The sequence below is a fragment of the bacterium genome, from assembly GCA_022616075.1.
In the GTDB taxonomy this organism is placed as follows: domain Bacteria; phylum Acidobacteriota; class HRBIN11; order JAKEFK01; family JAKEFK01; genus JAKEFK01.
On record JAKEFK010000191.1, the window covers coordinates 1 to 20776 of the forward strand.

A 20776-nucleotide genomic window follows, 5' to 3' on the forward strand; every position below is an offset into this window, starting at 1 on the left:
GAAATCGGTGTAGGATTTCGACTTCCTGGCCGAAAACAGGATGGTACCGATAATAGATTCGGCCAAATGACAATGGATGAGCATTATGTTGATACGTTGCGGCATTCCTACGCGACCCACTTATTGGAAGCGGGAGTACACCTGCGTCAGATACAGGAATATCTGGGACACACCTCGCCCAAGACTACTGCCGTTTATACGCACCTGACGGAGATTTCGCAACAGAATGCGCGCAAAATCATCGATAAACTTATGGAGGGCCTGTAGGACAAGATCACGCTGGCCGAGATCTTCCGGCTCCACGGACCTTCGTATCGTGCCAGGTTTGGCGCGAAGATGTTGCCTTCGCATAAGAAGGCGATGGCTGCCATCGAATCCTGTCGAACGGCCGCACTCGGAGGTCATGTTTACTACTGCAGCAAGTGCAATAAGGATTGCTATAGCTATCACTCTTGCAAAAGCCGTTATTGTCCGCGCTGTCAAAACGAACAATCCGATGCATGGGTAGAAAAGCAGCAACAACTGCTGCTAAATGTCCCGTACTTTCTGGTGACCTTTACCTTACCAGCAGAACTTCGCCAACTGGCTCGCAGTCACCAAAAAACGGTTTACAACATTCTGATCAAGAGCGCAGCAAATACAGTGCTCGAATTGATGGAAAGTCCCTGGCGTCTTGATGGTTGGCATCTTGAGCGTTTTGCAGACCTGGACGCGCGATCTGGGCTACCATCCGCACGTTCATATGCTCGTTACCGGTGGAGCCCTTTCCAGCGATGGAAAGCACTGGCACCGGCTTCGCTATCCATATCTGGTGGCACAACGAGCACTCTCTGATGTCTTTGCCGGAAAATTCTTGCACGCACTCAAGAAAGCAAAGCTGCATGTCAATGTCCGCTTACCTAAGAAGCGGTGGGTCGTTGATGTTCTAGCAGTTGGCTCCGGACAGGCCGCGCTTCGATATCTTGCTCCTTACATCTTTCGAGTTGCTATCAGCAATCGCAGGATCATTAAACTACAAGGGGGAAACGTCACTTTCCTATTCAAGGATTCAAAAACCAAACAGGAACGCACCGCCGTTCTTACTGTCCATCAATTCATCCACCGTTTTCTGCAGCATGTCCTTCCGCATCGGTTTATCAAAGTGCGAACCTACGGATTGTTTTCTACACGTCGCAGCGATCTTCTACAAAAAGCAAAACAAATCGTCGGATTAGCCAAAACGCAAAAAGAGAAAAATCAAATAACTTTGGCCTATCCGCGCACTCTTGCCTGTCCTCATTGTAAAAGCCCGATGCAATACATCGGTGAAATTCCCAGAATCAAAGTTTGTGAAACTAGGCCACCATGATCACCGCCCACTCGTTGTTTGATTATCTTAAAATTCACGCAAAGCCGTTGCAGCTTTGCCATGCTTGTGGTCTATCCAAAACATCAACAAAACGCTCAAAACTCTCCGCTTTCATTCCCAGCAAGTCATTCACTTTGCCAGATCACTCCAACCTTCCGGAATTGTCTGCCACCATCGCATTCTCAATTACTCACCGACCCACAATGCCAAATCCATATCGACGGCGCTAAGTTCAACCAGGACCTGTGTGGCGGCTTATTCCTCAATTCATTGACCTCTTTGCCTTCCTAGACTTATTTTGATCTCTCGACTTCTTTCTCACTTTTCCGCACCACACGAAGTCCTATTACGATAAGCGCGGCCCGGATATCTAAACAATACTCTTCCCTTTCAAAACTCCAGTCGCTTAAATCAAGAACTCCTGCGACCGCCTGGGTTTCTCAAAGCGTTTGGAATTTCTCAGGTCGTTCCAAATCCATATTGCCCTAAAAATGAGAATCAATGCGAACGCTGGCCCAGGAACGTTCGGAACCATTGCGCAGAGAAAATATTCTCGCACCAGCCGCTTCGTGCATCGCCCCCTCTCTTAGACTATAGGTTACCGGGGAATGCACATAGTTTCAATCGGATTTATTCAAAGGTGATCAGGAAAGCGATCAGATCATTTTGTGGAATGGATTTCCTGGGAACTGCAATGAAATGTAACTCATGTTATTGTTGGATTTGTATCCAATGCGCTGAAAAAACTGTTCTTGCAGCAAATGCCGGGATGATCCTGCACTTAAATTGCGGTGGAATGTTCGAGAATCCTCAATAAATTCGGTCATATCGAAGAATCTTTCCATCTCCGGGCCGCATGCGTGCAAATCGTATTTAGTAGTAAAGTGTTCTTAAGAATCTGGCATGGCGAAACTCGGAGTCTTGTTCAATATAGAGGAACTGGGAGGCGGGGCATATGGTTACAGTGCTTACAGGATTCTCCTCCGTATCCTGGGCCGTAATTTACTTTTTGAAAGCCTTTTGAGCGATGGCGATGTTGGACCAAACTGGGAATATTATTGCATTGCAATTGAATTGAATGATATTTCCAGACTGCATCAAATCAAAAGCACGCTTTTCCGATCCAATACAAAAGGACTTGCAAAGCGGCAGTTCCGCTTTCTGGACGGTCCATCATTAGACAATGCTCCGCTCGTGATAGCCGGCTTTGTCGACAGCTATGGCCAATTGCATAATTGTGAAACGTGGTTTGTCACGAAGGCATGGGAGGGATCGGAAACCGCACCCGATCGAACCGATATATCCGAAAATGACAGCGCCATAACCGAAAGTAACATTCACGTTGTTCAGCATGAACCCAAAATAGATCCGGGTGAGCATTCTCCGGGAGAAATCTTCGGGAAAAAATACTTGATTTTGGATGTGTGTAAAGGGGGTATGGGGCTTGTCTATATTGCGGAAGACCTGGAAAGTTTAAAGGACAACATCATTCTCAGGATGGCATTCAAGACGTTTCAAGCCCGCTATCTGTGGGATACGAACGCCATTCAACGATTCGAGCGAGAGGCATTGAATTGGGTGCGCCTTGGCAAGCATCCAAATCTTGTTCACGCGATGGTGGTTCAACAGATTGAAGCAAAGCCTTATATCTGGCTGGAATTCGTAGATGGAATGTCTCTTGCAGAGCATCTTTCACAAAAAAGAATGGGCGTGAAGGAAGTTCTGGATGTGGCTTTGCAATTTTGCAGCGGAATTCGTTATGCATACGAAAACCATGGACTGCTTCACCGGGATGTTAAGCCGGGAAATATCATGATCAGTCATGACGGAGTGGTAAAGATTACAGATTTTGGACTCAGCAAGATTCAAGCAGAATTTGCAGAAGCGCATAGCCGCCGTTCGGGTGTACCGTTCGGTCCCGATGAAACCTTAACGCTTTCAAATCAATATGCTACCGGCGCGGGCGTGTGCGTAGGAACCCCTGCTTACCTTGCCCCGGAAGCCATTCTCGATCAGCCAGGCGTGGACATCAGAGCAGATATTTATTCATTCGGCATCGTTCTTTTCGAAATGCTGACCGGACAACGGCCGTTTCACGGACACCAAATATTCCAACAGCACGTCAGAGTTGTACCTCCTCCGGTTAGAAGTTTGAATCCTGATCTCACACCGCAGTTCGAAGAGATCGTGAATCGCTGCTTAATGAAAGATCCGGCCCACAGGTACGCCTCCTTTGCAAAACTGGAGGAAGCGCTGCTCGAAATTACCGGTGACCAGCCGAAAAAAGTATCCGTCGGCATCCCTCCTATTGATGAAAAGAATCGACAACTGCTGCAAGGGTTTTCTTTTATGGAGCTTGGAAAATATCAGGAAGCAATTCGGTGGTTTGAAGAAGTAATTAAGATTGATGCTAAAGATGCGGAGGCATACAACAATATTGGAGTCTGTCTTGGAAATCTGAAAAATTTTGAAGAAGCCGCTGTGCACATTGAAAAAGCCGTAACCATCAGACCGGATTATCCGGAAGCGTGGGCGAACTTAGGGAGCGTTTATTATCGGTTGAAGCGTTTCGAAGAAGGGATTCGCACATGCAATCGCGCGATTTTACTCCGACCGGATTGGGCGGAAGCGCAATCAAATAAAGGAATCAATTTACTGGCTCTCGATCAATTAGAAGAGGCGATGAGCTGCTTTGAATCTGCAATGCGAATGGACCCGAAGTATTGGAAAGCATACGCTCAAGCAGGAGAAGCACAGGCCAGAAGTGGCAACACCAGGAAAGCGATCGAATACTTCAATAAAGCGCTCGCCATCGCGCCGCGAGAGGCGTACTTACTTGCACTGGCCGCTGCCTGCCTGCACGATCTTGGACAAACTGAAGAGGCCAAAGCACTCCTGGGGAAGGCGCAAGAAGTAGACGCTCAAGATTCAATGGTAATTCAAGTGAGTCGCTTGCTGAAGTAATGTATGGGTAGGAGTGAGCCGTAATGGACTCGAATCAGCGAGACTCTGTTTATTTCATAAGGGCAAGAAGACGACGCAGTTCATGAGATTTTTTGCTTCGTACACTTTGGATATTAATTCCAAGTCTTCAACGCAACTTCCTATCGTAATTCTCCAAGGATGGGCAAAAATGAGACCGGCAAATGGAATCTTCTGACGAATCCGATCGCTGGCCACTCCAAGAAGATCATCATCGAACGTGAATAATGCCCGCCCCATAGATGTACTTCGATTCAAGAGTTCTGGATCTGATAGCTCCGGTGCATCGTTTTCCTGAGCAAGAATCACATCAACTCCACGTAGACGAAGACCTAATGCGATTGCTCGGGGAACGTGAATATCCATGTAAAGTGGAACGGGCATCCTATTGCGAGCTTTTACCGGGAGGCGTCAGTTGACGCCATTTTTCCGACGTGCCTCATCCGCTTTTGCAACCCGCTGATCGATATCCTGGCGCAATTCGTCTTGATGATCAGCGTAGTATGCGAGTGCAGAATAAATCTGTCCCATAGAAAGATAAGGATGCTGAAATTTCAACTCCTCGGGACTCCAGCCGTAGGCAATTGTCTCCTGAACAAGCTCGGTGACTTTCATCGTAGTCCCCTTGATGATCGGAACGTTATCCTCGTTCAGAACCACATGCTCATAACCTGTCGTAACAGTTGCCATGCATCGCCTCGCTTCAAAGTGTAAAACACTTTGCCGTCCCTCGCAAACTCACCGCCAAGAATCTTCACTTATTTCTACTCTTATCGGAACTCAATGTACGTTCTTTTCGATCTCGAAGTACTCGTTGATAGCGTCGTCCCATTCTTTCAATTCCTCTCTTGTCAGGCTTTTTCTGTCCTTTTTTCTAAGAATCCGACCGGTCTTCCTGAACGCATAAATCAATTCAGGCGCTATTCCCGTCTTTTCCATTGCTTCAATAACCTGTCTTTTTACCTCTTCAGGATCCAGATTAAAGAAAATGAGATCATTTGGCCCCATCTCTCTTCCGAATCTTTCAACAAACAATTGTTCTTGCTTTTCTAGGATCGATGCGAGCTCGGGTGTTATTTTTGCTGTCCGTCTTCGGCCATTCTTTTTCATTATGTTGAATCCTCCTATCGCAATATTTCACTATTCTTGCCAGACATCGCAAGTTTCATGCCGAGCTATTTCTCACCTTGTGCAAATAATTGCGGCACGTCAACGTTACCAAACTTTCAGTTTGGTGTCGGGCATTCAAAATCGAGTGACCGCTCGTCGAGATGGGGCTTAAGTATTGCTGTTACCAAAGTGAAAGTCTGGTGTCAGCCGCCGTAAGTTATTGAATCTATTAGGTCGTCTTCTCCGACTGTGCTATAACTGGGCTAGAAAAATACTTTCCTTCCTTTTTTCGCGGTGGATATCTTTAGCGATTTGAGTTCCTTTGAACCACGCTTGTCCAGGGCAAATTCTGGATCAATTTAGTTTGAGATCATGGATAAATTTACCTGTAGTTAAGAATAACTATAAGGTCTTTTATCCACATATCGAAAAAGAAGCATTCGCGAGCAATTGAGCAAGCCCTTCTGTCTTTCGACAAAAAACGGAATTCTGACAACAAGCGAAGCCCTCAAAAGTGGCATCCATCCCCTGAACTCTACTCTATGGTCCGTACGGACCTTATTGAACGTCTGGGTCGTGGGCTTTTACCGGCTTAAAAAATGCGTCCGCTCGAAAATCCGAATCGCATCCAAGTTGCACTGAAGGTGCCAAAGGCCATTGGAATTTACAATGAGCTGGAATCCCAGAGGTCATTGGACATAATATCCCTTGCGAATGCCAGTCGGTTATTCTGTCGTATTCCCGGACTTTGCCAAGGCTGAGCTGGAAGATTTTCCTTCCAGCTTTTTTGCCGCACGATGAATATCTTCCCTTCCAATCGCTTTGTACTTTGCGTAGACAGCGTGAGACTTATGACCCGATAGCGCCATACCTTCATCATCGCCAATCCCCATTTCACCAAAGTGGCGGATGGCAGTTCTCCTGAAATCATGACGAAGCCGATTAGCGAGCCCTGCCGCTTTACATGCCGCACTCCATGAGTCTCGGAAGTACCTTGTCGGCTTCCAGTATCCGCGCGCTTCGTAGAATTTTGCGAACGGTTCACCATTGTGATGAAAGAGCCAAGGAATAATTCGGCCCAGCTTCTTTTCTAATTCCTTAGTAACTCGTTCCTGTTCTTCGAGGATTGCATGAAGTTCGCCAATGAGCGGAAATATGCGCGGCTCAGAATTCTTCGCTTCACCTGGTTCAAGGATCAGTTCGCCAGATTTCCAATCAACATGGTGTCGTTTTCGCGAAGCGATTTCTGACCAGGATCGCCATCCGGTGATTTCAAATACGTGGATCATCCGGAGGATATCTTCGGGTAAGTGCTTGTAAAGGCTTTCAAGCTCTTCAGGTTTGAAGTGTCCTTTCCTTGAATTGTCTCCAGTTTTAAGTTTTTCAATCAACGGTTGTTCACTCAATCTGTTTTTTGCTAATGAAAACGCACGTGTGATCACCTGAAGCATCGCATTGATTCGTGATGCGCTGTAACTCTGCTTTTCATTTTTCGCGCCGGGCTGTTTCATCTTTGCGATAAATTTGGTAATGATTCCTGGATTTCTGCAAAGATCAATCGCCCGAAATGACAAGAAATATTTGAGGTGCAAATCTATTATGTCTTTATATTCACGGTAGGTTGAAGTCTTTCGGTGGACCTGAGTCCAGTTGAGAACATTTTGCAGAAGTTCGCCCATCGTAATTTCTGCTGAATTAACCGACCGCCCTTCAGCAACTTTTCCAAGTCGGATATCGCGGACTACTTTTGCTTCTTGTAGTGTATCTTTTCCCGTATTTTCCCGATGCTGTTTTTTTCCCTCTGAATGATCGATGCAACCGGGCTTGCAGATATAGCGCATCGTGTAAGTCTTAACGTGCTTCCATTCGCCAGTCTGCTTGTCTTTGTAGCTACGTCGAAAAAGTCCTTCTGATATTTTTGGCATCTCCTATTTTCCCCGTTTATTTTTCCCCTTCGGCATAAGCGATATATACACCGGTATCAAGAACTGCGCAACTGCTTTTTGGCTTCGTGACATATGTGCGGGATTCTTGTGCGAAATTCATGCCGTCAAAATCCACCCCACCATGAATGGCCAGCATTTCACACCGTGTTTGGCCCAGTACTTGCATTCTGAAAGAAACAAATGTCTAGAAGGAAATCTCAAAAACAAAGAGAAGAGCCGATCCAAGACTTCGGCAAAAAGTTGCTTTACAATCTCGAGGAAGCGGGAGCACTGCTAAGTCTTTCTTCCTGGACGGTTCGAGATTATGTGAAGACGGGCGTGATTAAAGCGGCGAAGGTCCCGCATCCCTTCAACCCCCACAAATTTCTCAGCAAACCAATATTGATTCACAGAGATGAATTAGAATCATTTGCTGAGAAATGCAGAAGCAAGGAAGTTGCATAATCCTAAAAGGTCGAAAAGATTCCCACCGCGGCTGAAGAATTTTCGACTGATCTCGGAAAAATAACCAATTGTTGGCGCACAATCACAGATGCTAACTCAAGAAACCGCGACTTTCTCGCGCTTGGTTTTCGGTAATATTCCCTTCCCCTGAAGTATGTAGATCCACGCCACGAAATTGCTCTTCTCGCTCTTTTCTAAATTGAAAATTTCGCGGGCCACTTTAAACCAGCTCTTTCCGCATTTTTCGTAAAGTGACGTTAACTTGTCGCGCAATTCGATTACGTCAGATTTCCATTCCGGTGTCAGCCGGAGTATCAGTTCATCGAAACTGAGATGATCCGTTTTTCGAACCAACGTGTACTCCCGCACTGCTCTCTGAGACTTTCTCCGGAATCTGTACCAGTCTAAATTCTCCACTGCTTCCTCATCTGCTGGAACGGCCTCCCGGCACTCAGCCGGATATTCCTCATCCAGACTGTAAACAATGTCCTGCAGATCCTTCTTTTCAATCTGAACGCCTGAGCAGTGGTCTCTCGCCATGATAACGATTGTCTTCAGACGTCGAACGTTGCCTGGGTAATCCAAATCCTTCAAATAATCGATTGCCTCTTTGCTAATCTGTTTCGGATGGGAGTAAAACTCGGCCAATAGTGGAATGTCCTGTCTTCGATCTTTGAGCGGCGCAACCCATATTCGTTTAACACGGATCCGTTCCAAGAAGTCAAGACGGAACTTTCCTTCCTTCACCATCTGGTGCAGATTGCGGTTTGTAGCTGTGATCAGTCTGAAGTCGACGTTCTCAACCAGCTCATCGGTTCCAAGCATCTGCACTTCGTTGAACTCAACCGCTCGCAGAAGCTTGGCTTGAACGTCATAGGGTAACTCTCCCACTTCATCAAGAAAAAGTGTGCCGCCATCCGCAGATTGGATTCGGCCCTTGCGGTACTCCGCCCCCGTATACGCACCTTTTTTGACACCGAATAATTCTGCCTCGATCAGTCCAGGGTTTAGAGCGGCACAATTCACAACAACTAAAGGTTTACGGGCGCGTTCAGATAAATAGTGGATAGCACGTGCCACCAATTCTTTACCGGTACCGGTGTCTCCTTGAATCAAGACCGGCCAATTGTGCCGGGCGGCGTGCGCGATTTCCTCTCGCAGTTGAACCATGGCGTGTGATACCCCAATGATACGATTCAATCCCGCATGTTCATTGATTTTGTCGGTTAAGGTCTGTGCGTTTTCTTCAAAAAGATCCCTACTCGATTCCAACAGTGAGAAGGAAAAGAAATATATCGAAAAGAAGCGGCAAATCTGCGATAAGAGTTCAACATCCGCCTGGGAAAACTCCTTTTTCTTAGTTCTGATATCACAGTAAACGGCACCGCGAACAGAGCCTGCAATATCGATTCGGACCGCAATGCAAGAACGGATGTTCTGCGATATCTGCGATTCGGTCGCAGTGGATGGATCGCTAGGATTTCTCAATGCATAACCATTTGCCAAAGCCTCTTGAATGACAGTATGGGAAGGCTTTCGCTGATTCCAAGCCCCGTCAGTAGAGGCTGAATACTTAACGACACGGTTTTCCTGAAGCACAAAGCTTGCGTATTCTGCCTCCATAAGATCCCGGACCCTCTCAATGACATGGTAAGGTAAATCCTCGGAACCCAAATGTTCATTCAGGGCGATCTCCGCTTGAACGATTTCGGAGCACTTTTCTTTAAATAAGGGGCTTGCTTTTATCATAACGCCGTGACATTATAGCCAGCCATCTCAAAAATGCAACAGTAGGGGGGATCTGTTTACCCACAAATCGCTACAGTGGCGGTAATTTGCTTTCGATTTCGATATATATGTTTGAAGTGATTTTGATTTGATATGCATAGTGAAATCAACAGGAAGGTCTGGGGACTTGCGATTCAAAGGGGTATCGTTGGACTTGAAGATCTGATGAATATACTCGGCGAAGACCAGCTTGAAAGTCTTCTCGCAGAAGTCTGTGAGTCGACGGAAGACGATTGCGTCGAGCCGGATGTTGCTGTTCAGGCCGCTACTCAGGAGGTTGAAAGTAAACCCGTCCACGGAGTTTGGTTCGGCCGGTATGAGCAGCCAGTATTTCTGGGTGAAGGCGCGACTGGGCGAGTGTTCACAGCATTTGATCCAGTACTTCGCAGGTATGTTGCTGTGAAGCTTCTGAAAACAGAAGATATGGAACTGAGAGAGCGCCTTATCAGAGAAGCACGCGCACAGGCCCGCGTTCAGCACCCCAATGTCTGTGCCATTTATGAGGCCGGTGAAATCCAGGGCCAGGCATACATTGTCATGCAGTACATCAACGGAGGTACACTGAAGCAGATTCAGAAAAAACTTAGCTTGAGAGAAAAGACACAAATCATGCGAGACGTCGCGAATGGCTTGCATGCAGCTCATCTCGCCGGCATCGTGCACCGCGATGTTAAGCCATCCAATATCATGGTTGAACGTACTGAAACTGACGAACTGATAGCACGGATCATCGATTTCGGATTCGCACGGGTTCTGGATGCATTGGAATTAACCAGACCAGGCACGATCATTGGAAGCCCTCTGTATATGTCTCCAGAACAAGCAAGAGGTGAAACCGAAAAAATTGACAGTCGAACCGACACATACGCCCTTGGCGTAACTCTTTATGAACTGCTTGTTGGTACACCTCCTTACGAACGGCACGACATCTGTACGGTCTTAAAGAGAACAAACGTTCCAGCCAAACTGGAGATGATCGTTCTAAAATGTCTCGAGAAAGAACAGGAAAGAAGGTACGACTCAGCCAGGGCGCTTTCTGATGATCTGAACCGTTTTCTTCTGGAGGAGCCGGTAAACGCACGCTATGCGTCTGCATTGGTTGAGCAGAGAAGCTGAAAGCTGCTATTCCCTGCGATGCTTGTTTCCAATCCATTCTTCGATCTCGCGTGAGCCAATCTTGTTGGGTCCGCCCTTGCGTCTAATGAACTCTTCAAATTCTTCTTGTGAATTGTTACTTTCTGCGGTCTTCTCTCGTGTAGGACGATCTTTCTCTTGTAGTTGCGGGGCGTCGCTCTTGAATCCTTGCATACCTCTCCCTGAGTGTACCTCAAAGGTATCCATTTGCATAATCGGTGTGGATGGGTGATGTCAAGAGAATTAAAGCGATCCTGGCCAAGAATCTCAAAGCCCGAAGGAAAAGTCTGCACTTATCGCAAGAAGAAGCAGCCGAGCGGGCTGGAATAACCTACAAGTATTGGCAGCGTCTGGAGATGGTTTCACAGCCGGACCTTCCATCCTTGCCTACCCTTTACAAACTCGCCAGAGCACTAAAGACTCCGATGTACACTCTTTTAAAGTAAAAGTGATTTGCCGAAAGGCGAGATCCCAATGATATTCTCCGAAGTCGAAACGATTTCCACAGTAGTCCAACAATTTCCGACTCCTGTGAGTCTTCAACACGAGCCAAATCAAACCCGCCATCTATAAATATGGATGTGCATTCTAAGCCTTTATATGCCTCTGTGCTGATTTTAACAGGCAGCTAGGGGTCTTTCGTAAACGCAACCTTCCGCGCTTCGTCGAAATCAATAATTCAATCCCTCTAACCTCACACCTGGCATGGCTGTTGCAATGAGATTTTCGCCATGCGAGGAATTTCACAATTGAAAACAATTGAATTGAGTAATTACGTGATACCGGGTTTCTCGCAGAATGAGAAGTTCTTGAACCCTAGAATTTCTATGATCGATTCCTGGCACGTAAGCGGCGTACTCTTAAGGACAGATATTGCTGAGGTTGCTCTTGCGGACAATCTCTCCACACGTGAGCCGGCGATCATAACGTATTTGCTTCCATCGGTTCTGCCTGGAACTTCCGAATACGACCTTTTCATCGAAGCTGGCAGTAAGCTTCGAGATTTAAAGAAACTTCAGTTTCATGAAGAACTCCGTGTCAAGAATTTCGGGAAGAAGTTATCCGGACTTCGGTACATGCCGAAAGGAGATTCGGGAGAGCTTGTGTGTGCGCAGTGCGAGACATCGATCTCTGAGGATTGGCCATCCAGGGAAAGATGCATTGTATGCGCGACATGTGGCAACCAGATCCGATACGTAAACTCTGACATCTGGCTGCCTGCTATCTCAGCCGGATATTACAATCACATCTCTCTTAAGCATGCATTTGATACTTTGCAACAAGAACAACTTCGGATTCCAAACAGCATTTTCTGTCACATTCTTTATCGAACGGCATCGGAAATGATTCTGGCCTCCAGGAAAAGAATTCCAGTTGTCATCTCATCCGACACGGTGGTGATCACTGAGCATGGCAAAGTGGGGATTATTCCAGTACCTACTGCGCGTGCGTCACGCGGGCAGGCTTCGAGTTCAGACGTTCCCGCGATTGCAGCTGATTACTTCAGCCATTTCCTTTCTTTTGTTCCGGATCCATCAGAAAGATTGATGGCCTTCTTCGCCCTGCCGAACAGGGAAACGATGCGGGATCTGAAAGAACTCGCAAGAAATATTTCATCTGAGAAGATCATCGGCTGGCTACGATATTTGCAACCGTCGCTTTTTGCTGCAGGTGTCAGCCGCAAAGATGCCTATATCGCCGTGCAAGAGATGTTCGTCACTAGCGGAAAGGAAGTGCGTCCCACGTCTCAAATGCACCAGATTGCCCCGGAACACTTTGCTGAGTCAGTTGCAGCGCAAGCGCTACGTGCAATTCGCCAAAGTGATACATCCATCATTTCGGAGCTGACATCAAGATTTCAGTCGATGAAATCTGTCGCTGCTGGAGCTTTCGCTCTGCTTGGTGCGGTTTGCTTTTTTGCCTTCTCTGATGGCGGTTCTCAACCTGCCTTGCAAGCGACAGTTGCGCCGATGGCCAAGACACGCGTCGTCACATCAACATTGCATAGCACACCAGCGAAGATCGTTCGAAGTTCAATCCCCGATCCGTTAAAAGAAAGGATCAATAATTCCATGGCTACTGTGCGCCTGCTTGTATCTGAAAACGGCATAGTAAAAAACGTGCAGTGGATTTATGTCACCGATGAGCAATGGAACTTCTACCACGCTGCAGTTTCACAACTCGAGTTTGAGCCTGCATCCAACAGCGGCAAGCCTGTCACTGGCTGGACAACAATGCAACTTCCGCTGAGGTAATTGAGGATGACAAATTCCACAACCTCACGCAAAAACAAGAATGGTTTCAGTTTGATTGAGCTGATCGTTTCTCTTGCAATTCTAATGGCTTTGCTCGCAGGAATTCTCAATCTGGTAGCAGTTGACCTGCTCAGTCTGAAGCTTTCCCGGCAGCACGCGCTGCTGAAAGACCTGGCCGAATCGGAGCTCAACAGACTTAAATCTCTTGACTTCAACGATGCGGATCTGGATGCCAAGGCCGGACTGCACAGTGTGGAAAGAACAACATCAAAGGGTTGGAAAGTTACGATCGATTGGACGATTACAGAAGAAGAAAGCGGCAACGAGCGAATTAAAGTGAAGCGGATTGATCTGGTTCCCTACTTAACACACAAGCCCATCAAATCCAGAACCTATGTCGGGAGAGTCTTTCAATATGACTTCAAAGAATAACCTTGTTCACACACTCTACCGCGGGATGTCCGTAATTGAGGTTCTCGTTACGCTCGCTCTGATTGGAATCATTCTAAGTATGGCGACAGGCCTTCTTGGCATGGCCAGAAGGAATCAGAAGACGCTGCTTTATACAGCTCGTCAGATCTCGTTTGACGTTCGTGAAGCTGTCGAAATCTCAAAAAGCCGTTCAGAAAAATTCGCAGTGCAAGTGAAGTCAGATGGCTACACGATCTATGTGGAAGACGATGATCCTGCGGATGGTTGGCAAGCCGGGGAGGAAGTGATTGAGACGCGAACTTTCGCAACTGATGTAGTACTCACCGATCCAACCTCCATACCGGATGATTGGAAAAGACGGATTTATATCAATGGCACTGAAGAGCTCCGGTTACCAACGATCATTAAAAACACCGACATCTTTTTCATCGATGCCTCAGGATTAGAAGAGCAGAGAGTCATGGGGCTCAATTTTCCAAACGCTCCGGTATACCAGACCGTTTGTGTGCGCGTTTATGATTCCGGTGATTCGGACGTCTACCGTTATTCAGAAGAGGGGAAAACATGGACTCTTGCACCATTGGGATAAAGCGCAACTCGCTGCAACAGGGTTTCACATTGCTTGGAGTTCTCGTTGCCACAGCGATTCTGCTGATTGTTCTTCTCATGGCGTACCGGCTTTATTCCGACGTTTCAGAAACTGCAATGAAAACTTCAAGCAGTGTGATCTCCCTTGACCGCACACGAGTTGTAGAAGACCAGATGCGTTATTACTTGTATCATGCGGGACTTGGCGTGCCTGCAGACGCGCCAGTCATCATCGAAGCAAAAGAGAATTCCCTGGCGCTCATGCTCAATTCTGGTTACTACAGTTACGTTGCGGATCATGACCTGTTTCTGGGAACGATGCAGTCTACGGAAATCGATGTGCAGAATACAGCCGGCCTGAAATCCTCGTTCTATGATCGTGAGGAGATTCCGCTCACGATTCTTTCCGATGATAAGGTCCCTCTGATAGCAAAGGATGAGACTCTTCCGGTGATTCCAAAGAATGGAGCTGCCGATGATGCAAAAATAACGGTCGTTACAAATGACACCGCATACTGGCTCCGCAAGGGGCAATACATCGGTGAAGTTGCTCAGCTTCATCAATTTACTTTGAACAATGGTGAGCTGCATTTAAAGACCACACATTCGGATGGCTCGGAGTTTGACCGCATCATCGGTTCAGGCATTGAGGGCTTCGATGTAGCCTTCTATTACAAGCCAACGTACTTCGATGAAGATGACGCACCGGTTTGGTGTGCAGATAACTCCGATGAGGATCCCAACTGCAGATACCGCCCTGGCAACTTTGAAGAGCCCGGATCTGTTTGCACACAATCTGATCCGGATTGGGACAAATGTCTTCCGTGTGCTGGCCATATTACGGTGCAAATCGACACAGATGCGAATGGAATCATTGATGAAAACGATGACTCGGACGGCGATGGAACTGTAGACGCCACGCCGCTCCAGGAAGTAGCGGAGTTCAAGGATACGAGACTTCTTCGCTTTTGGATTCTTGTCGCGGGTGATCAGATTCCAGTGAGCAAAGAAAGTCAAAACTACGTGGTCGGAAGAAAAATCCTGAAATTTAACGATAACCGGAAGCGCACATTGTCTGTAGTCGATGTTGACATCAAGAATTTATGAAGGCTGAATTCCGATTTGGAACTGTAACTGTTAACCAGAAAGGCAACGCACTCATCGTTGTCTTGATCGTGGTGCTGCTGATTACCCTTATTGCGACGTTCTTATACAAGAGCTCGCGTTCGCACCGGAAACAGGTGCAGGCCCAAACGAATTATTCAGTCGCATCCGATCGTGCAGACGCAACGATTGTTCTGGCAAAGATATGGCTGGACTCTCTTAACGATCCGCCCGAACTTGATGCTGACTGGGTCACTGATTGCACAAATTGCTACAAGCAAATCACCAATAAATCAGAGGAAGAACTTTCAAAGTTGTCGGCCGATCAGTTTTACAAGATCGATGAAAACGGCGATGGCGAGATCAACAGTTCGGATGCCGCTCAATATCTGATCGTGCCGCTTGGCATTTCTGCAGCAAGCAACTGTATTTCGAACGATGGCTATAGCAATAGCTGCTGGCGGAGGCACACATACGTAATCGTTGCGCGGACGCAGACAGGCATCAATACACAGGTTGAGCGAAAGCAGCAATTTTCAAGGAGCTTCTACTACTGAACCGGAAAGGAGTAAGCATGGAGGTTTTAAGATCTGCCTGGAAGTTTGCATTGGTTGGTCAACTTTGCATGACCGTTGCCGCTCTTGCATACGAGGCAATACCACTCTCACAAGTGCCGCCGTTTTATGCCACCAAATGTGGAGGTGGAGGAAAGAACTATCGGCCTAATTTGATCTTCTACATGGACAAAAGCGGAAGCATGCACGTTGATTACGCGCAGGACCCAAGCATCAACGGTCCGGATCCGACAACGTACAACGGAGGAAAAGGCATCGAGAATTTTTGGTGGAACAAATGGGCCTCTCACGTCTTCCATATGGTCGGAACGCAGGGCATGGCACAATTTCAGGTTCCACTCGAAATTGTCACAAATCTTTCATATGGCACTGCTGACACCGATCTGGCCCAGGAAGGACTCACGCCTGCGCAAATCTCCACGCTTCGAACCACAGGAATGTTTAATCCAAACGGAGATGGCAACATGTTCTTTACTGGAGCCTGGGTGAAGAAACAGTCATGGGTTCTTCCTTTGCAAAAGCCCGATCCAGATCTAACACCGCCGGGAAACGACTGTTGGGGAAGTACTCCCGGAAAATGTTACGGCCGGTGGATCAACGAACAGCGTGGTTATGATATCGACGGTCCGAACACCGCTCTGGTTACACCGGCGCCGGTAAACATAATCGTAGCAAAATGGATTGTTAAGGACTCCTTAAAGAGCCGGCCGACGCTTCGACAAAGCCTCGTGACTTATCCGAAATGGTGCGATGCAAACGGACGATGTTTTGCAGGAGTGATCTTTACGGCTGACGATCCGTTAAGCACGAAACTCGCAAGACTGGAGAACCTTGGTGCTTCAGGTTCTACACCGATGGCGAATGGCTTTGCGGAAATGCTCCGGTGGTTATCGAACGGACCGTCTTACAACATTCCTGGGTCAACATACTGCTCCGGAGGGCTCGCGTGCAGTCCCCTCGATTACCCGGGCGATCCTGATTCGCCGTTCAGTGTTTTGCTGCTTGGCGATGGGCAAAACTGGAATGATTGCCGCATTCCTTCCAAGCAGGCAACATTTCCATATTCCGGGGAACCGTCAGACTTTGATGGAGATGGGGGCCATGATCCGACATTTCCCGATTACAACGCCCTGGGGCATTGTCCTGAAGCCATAACCAATAATTGGATTGCAGATGATGCAGCTTATTACTTCCGAACCGTATATCCGAAAGCACCCATCAATACGATTTATATGGGAAGCTCAGCTGTATACGGAGATAGTCCGACGACCTGCTTAAGCGGGGACAAATTTTGTAAATTCATGCAGCGCGTCGCAAAAGATATGCCTCCAGGCGTAACACCTCCTAATAACGATTACATCGCGACACGTTGGGGTTCGGTGGAGAGCATCATCAATCAAGTTGTAAGCGATATGGGCACAGGCACACAAGATGTAGAGACCACGTTGCCAAGTTTTGGAGGCACATGTTCCACTTTTTTGGCAATCCGAAGCGAATGGCTAGTTCCGATAACAGATATGGCTGCATACACGGCGAAGCTGTACAGAATAAAACCGGACGCAGGTGAGCAGCTCATTTTGCCTCCGCCAAGCGATGACGTTCTGTGGGAATTCGGAAGCATTTTAAGATCGGCCGATATTGCGTCATTGAAAGTTCAATCAACGCTTGATGGTAGAACGGCCGCGGATTTCACGCCAACAAACAGCACCTTGGTAAGTGATCTATCATCTGACAATCCAAGCGATCCTTATGGCCCCAACTGGAACTCTTCATGGCCAACCACGACTGACATCCAAAACGCGATCAAGTACATTCGTGGTGAACAAATCAGTGGGATGAGAGACAGATCATTCCTGGAAGGAAGTACTCAAGTATCTCCGTGGCCTCTTGGAGAAATCTTTACCTCTCCACTGGTCATCGGTCCTCCACGAAGCGGCATGGAGGAATGCTTCGAGAAAAATGGCGAGAAGAAATGTTATAGAGATTTCGCCTCTGCGAACAAGAACCGGACTCCTATGGTCGCTGTGGAAACGGGAGACGGTCAACTCCACATTCTTAACTACAATACGGGGCAACAGCTTTACAGCTTCATCCCAAAGGCAGCCTTGCAAGGACTGAAGGATTTTCCGAAGCCTGGCTATACGCGCACCGCATATGTTGCCGGACCTCTTCAAGCCTTTGATGTTTATGATGACACGGATGCTGAATGGAAAACTGTTCTTATCGCCGGCATGGCACAAGGAGGACAAGTCTACTTTGCTTTGGATATCACCGACCCAAACAATATTCAATTCATGTTTGAAGTATCGGATCCCGCACTTGGAAACAGCTTCTCCCCGGTTATATCAGCGCGACTAAAAGACAATACTGCAGGCGAGATTTTCGCTTTCGTTGGCGGTAGCGGCTACAACAACAAGGCAGATTCGAATGGGTCTACAGCGCAGATCGTTGCATTTGACTTGAAAGGCAACATTCTGAAGACGCTGCAAGTCTCCGATCAACTCGGCAACGGCACAACATCAGTCTATGCGCAGGATGCGAATGATGACGGCACAATGGATAGCCTTGTTGTCGGGACTTATAAGGGTGAACTGATAGAAGTCAAAACTCCGGGTTCCGATTTTTCGAAGTGGTCCGTCTCACGCTCCATCGCAGATTTAGGCAGGCCAATCACGGCACCAATCCGAATGTCGAGAGTTGAAGGTCAGCGCTACTATTACGGCACTACCGGTAAACTTCTAACCGATGCTGACATGAATGAGGATCCGCCACCGCAGGAATACTTCTTCGCATTTCGTGACATCGGGCAAACAGTTGCGTTGGACGATCTCACCCAATACGATTCAACGCTTGGCGAGTACGATGACAACGATCCTGATACTGAAAACACGAAATACGTTACGCTGAGCACACAACAGGAGTCGAACAAGACCGGTTACAAAATTGCGTTACCCTTAGGACATCGTGGCATCAATCCAGTCATGAGTCTTGCGGATGGCGTAACCTTCGCGACAACCAATCCGGTAAAGGATACTCAATGCACGTACGGCGGGCGATCCATCACCTGGTATGTGAGTGAGAAGCTGAATCCTCAATTCGTAAATACCAAAGGCGACCCTGTCCCGAACGTGGATGTCGATGGAAACGGTATCGTAGATGATAGCGATAAACTTAATGAAATCTATCCGGTCGGCAGAGAAACAACATCAGCCACGTTCAACGTCAATCCGCAAATCGATATGAAGAGCAGTGTCATCGATGTAGTTACCATTGAACTGTATAACAACATCCAGGCAACTGATGGGCTTTACTACGCCACTGTCGGACATACTTTGTTTCGAAATCGGCTGCAAGGGACGCAGGTCAATTGGAAGGAATCCACAAAGATCAGGAAGTGAATGGAAACCCGAAGCGCAACCAAACAGATCCTGCGATACTTGCGTGGCGGACATCCGCTGTTCTTCATCAGAACGACCGAAGAGAACCGCGTTAAGAAGTGCCTCGCGACGATTGCCACCGAATGGTTCACAAATAGCGATTACCTATTCGCCAGCTGGGATATTGCATCAGGATGGAATGGTCATCAACGAAAAGCAGAACTTCCAACCGGAGATCAGGCGAAGTCGCCGTCTGCTACTCTGAGATTCATCCATTCCTACACCGGTTGCGGAATGTTTCTGCTGTATGATGCGACTCCATTTCTCCAAAAACCCGATATCGCCCGCACCTTAAGAAATTTTTACCAGGAAAATTTGAGCGACCCGAAGAAGTTCATTTTCTTCGTTTCGCCTGCCGGAGAGATTCCGCAGGAGCTCAGGCGCGAAGTGGTAACGCTGGATTTTCCAGGCCCGGATGCCGGAGAAATCGAGTCTATGGTGGATGAATTTTCCCGTCATCACCGCAAGCTGAGCAATGCCCTGGCCACAAAACTATCTCTCGCCCTGCGAGGCTTCAAAGAACCCGCAATTCGACACCTGTTCAACACATTCATCAATTTGAATGGTTGCGGTGAACAAGAGCTTTTGGAGGAACTTTACCGGTATAAGGAACAGGTAGTTAAGGAGGAAGGTTTTCTTGAGTTCATCCCACCTCGTCTGACTCTGAAGGATGTTGGCGGGTTGGACAACGTTAAAGATTAGTTGACGGAGCGTAAACCGTTCTTCTGTGATAAGAAATTTGCTGACCGCGCGAACGTTCCAAAAGGACTGCTGATGATGGGCATCAGCGGTTGCGGAAAGTCGCTGGCCATTAAAGCGATCTCGGCCGCATGGGAAACGCCACTTTTCCGCTTGAGAATGGGTAACATTTTTTCTGGAAATCGCAGCCCGGAGGAAAGATTCTTCAAGTGCCTGAGAATGGCAGAAGAACTTGCGCCGGTAATCTTGTGGATTGATGAGATCGAGAAGTGTTTATCTCTTGATGAACATGCAGGCGGAAGTACTGGACCAGGAGGATCCAACAGTAGAATTTTTTCGGAGTTTTTGACATGGCTTGAAGAAAAGCCAAAGTATCTTTTTGTTGCTACAACCGCAAACAGAATTGAGGCTTTGCCGGCAGAACTCATCAGGCGCGGCCGATTTGATGAGATTTTTTATGTCGACCTGCCAAGCGATGAAGAGCGCAAAAGCATTTTTGAAATTCATCTGCGGAAGGTTCACCTGCCACCAAACGAATTTGACATGCGTGCTCTTGTAATGGCAACGCGCGGATGGAGTGGCGCCGAAATTGAGCAAGTGGTCAACTCCAGCGTGATCCATGCAATATCAAAAGGCCAAGAGATGACAACCTCTTTGCTGTTGGAAGGGGTTCGAAGGACCGTTCCCTTGAGCCGCACGCAGGAGCAACAGGTATCGAAGCTGCAACGCCATTGGGCTCTGGGCAGGGCCACCCCAGCGTCACGGTATTCATCTCTTCGGAATTTCGTCAGAACCTGAAATCGTAACCGCACCATATTTATTTTGATATGTCCACATCTACAAATCGAGACTTTCACCATTTACTTTTCTACCCTCATATCGCTTAAAAGGCCTCGACAAGCTTAATGGTTTCCGGAGGCTTGACGAGAGCTGG

19 protein-coding genes are annotated in these 20776 nt (G+C 47.5%); 13 read left to right on the forward strand and 6 right to left on the reverse strand.

The features are described from left to right. From L0156_15195 to L0156_15205, 3 genes are all read left to right on the forward strand, one after another. Positions 1-267: tyrosine-type recombinase/integrase (locus tag L0156_15195; GenBank protein ID MCI0604341.1), on the forward strand; the 267-nt coding region annotated here is incomplete at its 5' end. Positions 268-676: 409 nt separating this feature from the next. After that, entirely contained in the window at positions 677-1348 is a 672-nt protein-coding gene (locus L0156_15200; GenBank protein ID MCI0604342.1) for a transposase, read from the forward strand. Between the two features lie 903 nt (positions 1349-2251). Continuing rightward, positions 2252-4312, forward strand: coding sequence for a serine/threonine-protein kinase (locus L0156_15205; GenBank protein MCI0604343.1), 2061 nt, complete (start codon positions 2252-2254; stop codon positions 4310-4312). Between the two features lie 54 nt (positions 4313-4366). Here L0156_15205 and L0156_15210 read toward each other — a convergent pair whose 3' ends face one another. The 5 genes from L0156_15210 to L0156_15230 all read right to left on the reverse strand — a co-directional run bounded on the left by L0156_15210 (position 4367) and on the right by L0156_15230 (position 7522). Beyond that, the gene (locus L0156_15210) at positions 4367-4696 is read right to left on the reverse strand and encodes a DUF5615 family PIN-like protein (GenBank protein MCI0604344.1); all 330 of its coding nucleotides are present in this window, start codon (positions 4694-4696) and stop codon (positions 4367-4369) included. Between the two features lie 45 nt (positions 4697-4741). After that, positions 4742-5020 (reverse strand): DUF433 domain-containing protein, encoded by a 279-nt coding sequence (locus tag L0156_15215; GenBank protein ID MCI0604345.1) that lies wholly within the window; start codon positions 5018-5020, stop codon positions 4742-4744. 90 nt (positions 5021-5110) lie between these two features. After that, positions 5111-5440, reverse strand: a complete 330-nt coding sequence (locus tag L0156_15220) for a hypothetical protein (protein MCI0604346.1) — start codon at positions 5438-5440, stop codon at positions 5111-5113. A gap of 725 nt (positions 5441-6165) precedes the next feature. Beyond that, positions 6166-7365, reverse strand: coding sequence for a tyrosine-type recombinase/integrase (locus L0156_15225; GenBank protein ID MCI0604347.1), 1200 nt, complete (start codon positions 7363-7365; stop codon positions 6166-6168). Positions 7366-7381: 16 nt separating this feature from the next. Then, positions 7382-7522 carry a hypothetical protein gene (locus L0156_15230; GenBank protein ID MCI0604348.1) on the reverse strand — a complete coding sequence of 47 codons (141 nt, stop codon included), beginning with the start codon at positions 7520-7522 and terminating at the stop codon, positions 7382-7384. Between the two features lie 44 nt (positions 7523-7566). On the opposite strand from L0156_15230, the gene L0156_15235 reads away from it, so the two are divergent. Continuing rightward, complete coding sequence (locus L0156_15235) at positions 7567-7830, forward strand: helix-turn-helix domain-containing protein (GenBank protein MCI0604349.1); 264 nt, start codon at positions 7567-7569, stop codon at positions 7828-7830. 96 nt (positions 7831-7926) lie between these two features. Here L0156_15235 and L0156_15240 read toward each other — a convergent pair whose 3' ends face one another. Next, complete coding sequence (locus L0156_15240; protein MCI0604350.1) at positions 7927-9579, reverse strand: sigma 54-interacting transcriptional regulator; 1653 nt, start codon at positions 9577-9579, stop codon at positions 7927-7929. A 132-nt stretch (positions 9580-9711) separates the two neighbouring features. On the opposite strand from L0156_15240, the gene L0156_15245 reads away from it, so the two are divergent. From L0156_15245 to L0156_15285, 9 genes are all read left to right on the forward strand, one after another. Further along, on the forward strand, positions 9712-10734 hold the full coding sequence (locus tag L0156_15245; protein MCI0604351.1) for a serine/threonine protein kinase: 1023 nt from the start codon (positions 9712-9714) through the stop codon (positions 10732-10734). A gap of 749 nt (positions 10735-11483) precedes the next feature. Further along, positions 11484-13007, forward strand: coding sequence for a hypothetical protein (locus tag L0156_15250; GenBank protein ID MCI0604352.1), 1524 nt, complete (start codon positions 11484-11486; stop codon positions 13005-13007). Positions 13008-13013: 6 nt separating this feature from the next. Further along, complete coding sequence (locus L0156_15255) at positions 13014-13439, forward strand: prepilin-type N-terminal cleavage/methylation domain-containing protein (protein ID MCI0604353.1); 426 nt, start codon at positions 13014-13016, stop codon at positions 13437-13439. After that, positions 13423-14028, forward strand: a complete 606-nt coding sequence (locus tag L0156_15260) for a prepilin-type N-terminal cleavage/methylation domain-containing protein (protein MCI0604354.1) — start codon at positions 13423-13425, stop codon at positions 14026-14028. Before L0156_15255 ends, L0156_15260 begins: the two co-directional genes overlap by 17 nt. Further along, positions 14004-15134 carry a prepilin-type N-terminal cleavage/methylation domain-containing protein gene (locus tag L0156_15265; protein MCI0604355.1) on the forward strand — a complete coding sequence of 377 codons (1131 nt, stop codon included), beginning with the start codon at positions 14004-14006 and terminating at the stop codon, positions 15132-15134. Before L0156_15260 ends, L0156_15265 begins: the two co-directional genes overlap by 25 nt. After that, on the forward strand, positions 15131-15688 hold the full coding sequence (locus tag L0156_15270; protein MCI0604356.1) for a hypothetical protein: 558 nt from the start codon (positions 15131-15133) through the stop codon (positions 15686-15688). The genes L0156_15265 and L0156_15270 overlap by 4 nt, the downstream gene beginning before the upstream one ends. Positions 15689-15705: 17 nt before the next feature. Next, positions 15706-19104 (forward strand): hypothetical protein, encoded by a 3399-nt coding sequence (locus tag L0156_15275; protein MCI0604357.1) that lies wholly within the window; start codon positions 15706-15708, stop codon positions 19102-19104. After that, the gene (locus tag L0156_15280) at positions 19105-19845 is read left to right on the forward strand and encodes a hypothetical protein (protein MCI0604358.1); all 741 of its coding nucleotides are present in this window, start codon (positions 19105-19107) and stop codon (positions 19843-19845) included. It begins immediately after the preceding gene. Continuing rightward, positions 19846-20640, forward strand: a complete 795-nt coding sequence (locus L0156_15285) for an AAA family ATPase (protein MCI0604359.1) — start codon at positions 19846-19848, stop codon at positions 20638-20640. The last annotated feature ends 136 nt before the right edge of the window (positions 20641-20776 follow it).